The organism is Paramagnetospirillum marisnigri (assembly GCF_001650715.1).
Lineage (GTDB): Bacteria > Pseudomonadota > Alphaproteobacteria > Rhodospirillales > Magnetospirillaceae > Phaeospirillum > Phaeospirillum marisnigri.
The window spans coordinates 1-1,415 of record NZ_LWQT01000004.1; the positions used below are offsets into that span (position 1 = coordinate 1).

Genomic DNA, 1,415 nt, shown 5'->3' on the forward strand with positions numbered 1-1,415 from the left:
CTCCGTCGCCCCTGGCCAGGCAACATCAACCATGCTTCACTAACATTCGATCTGGAGCCGCCATTGGGGGCCGGTCAAACCGGCCGAACTTGAGTTCATTTTCGCCGGTGAAGTCAGGCGCCATTACCCGGACATATTGGTGGTCACGGCTAGCGGGCGTGAGTTTTGGGAGATCAAGGCGGACAGTGCGTCGGTGGATGGCGAGACTGCCGACCGCACACAGCTCTTGAGCGCCGCCTTGCCGCGCCATGGCTATTCGTATCGGCTGGTGTTGGGGGCGGACCTCGCCAAAGGCCCTCGGATAGCAAACGCCCTGACCCTGCTGCGGTACGGGCGCGATAGCTTGAGCGCCATCGAGCGCGAGCGCGTGCGTCTGCTTTTTTGTGGCACCCAGGTGACTTGGGGCGATGTCCTGCACGGCGTGCTTGGGGAACGCGGGCGCAGGCAAATTTGCCGTCTGGCACTTGAAGGCGTCATTAGCTTCGATGTGAGAACCCCGCTCTCGGACGAAACGCCCCTGAGTTGGGCTCCATCGGTGGAGAAATGAGATGGCGGCCTCAGCGTTCCGAGCCGGCGCGGAAATCCTCATAGATGGGGCACCTCACGCCCTCCTCCGGAAGATCTCGGATACGCTTTGGCAGATCGAGGAGAAAAACACTCGGCGCATCAAAGAATTTACCGACGATGCGCTTCGCTCCCAGTACGCGAGCGGAAAGCTGATCTTCCTGACCGGGAAGGCGGTTTCGAGCGCTCCCGGGAAGGATTATCAGCATGTTCCCGAGGAGTTATTCGAGGTGGCCAAAGTACGCCGCGCCTACGTCATGGCCGTGCTCGAACTTCCCGCCTCGAAAGAACTTTTTGGACCAACTATTGAAGAAATTTGGATCAAACTCCGGCAGCCGGCACGGGTTCCCGGTTTCTCAACAGTAATGAAATGGAGAGCGACCTTTATTGCTTCTGGCAGGGACATTATGAGCCTGGTGCCAAACGATGGGAAAAAAGGTAACAGGACATCCCGCTATCCCCAAGAGCTTGTGGCTCTGGTTGCCGAGGTTGTTGAAGAGAAATATCTCTCGCTTGAACGAAAAACGATCCAAGACGTCCTTGATGATGCAACGATTCGAGTGCAGCGGGAAAATGACCTGCGCCCGAGTTCTCTGTGGCTGCCACTCCCCACAAGGCGATTAGTGACGCGTCTGATCGAGTCCATCCCTGCTTTCGAGAAATATGCCGCGCGCTACGGCCGCGCGGCTGCAATGCGGAAGTTCCGCTCCGTCCAAGGCCATCGCGTCACAACCGCGCCGCTCGATAGGGCAGAGATCGACCATACCCCCCCTCGGTCATGTCCCGTCGAGTGGTGTAGCAGCTTTTGCCTGGGGATGATGGCGTAGGGTGCGTAGCGCCCGGAGGCGTCA

2 protein-coding genes are annotated in these 1,415 nt (G+C 58.8%); both read left to right on the forward strand.

Going from position 1 to position 1,415, the window contains the following annotated elements:
- The first annotated feature begins 139 nt into the window (after nucleotides 1-139).
- Entirely contained in the window at nucleotides 140-547 is a 408-nt protein-coding gene (locus tag A6A04_RS00030; protein WP_156612389.1) for a hypothetical protein, read from the forward strand.
- Between the two features lies 1 nt (nucleotide 548).
- Nucleotides 549-1,391, forward strand: a complete 843-nt coding sequence (locus tag A6A04_RS00035) for a hypothetical protein (RefSeq protein ID WP_068489171.1) — start codon at nucleotides 549-551, stop codon at nucleotides 1,389-1,391.
- Nucleotides 1,392-1,415 lie beyond the last annotated feature (24 nt).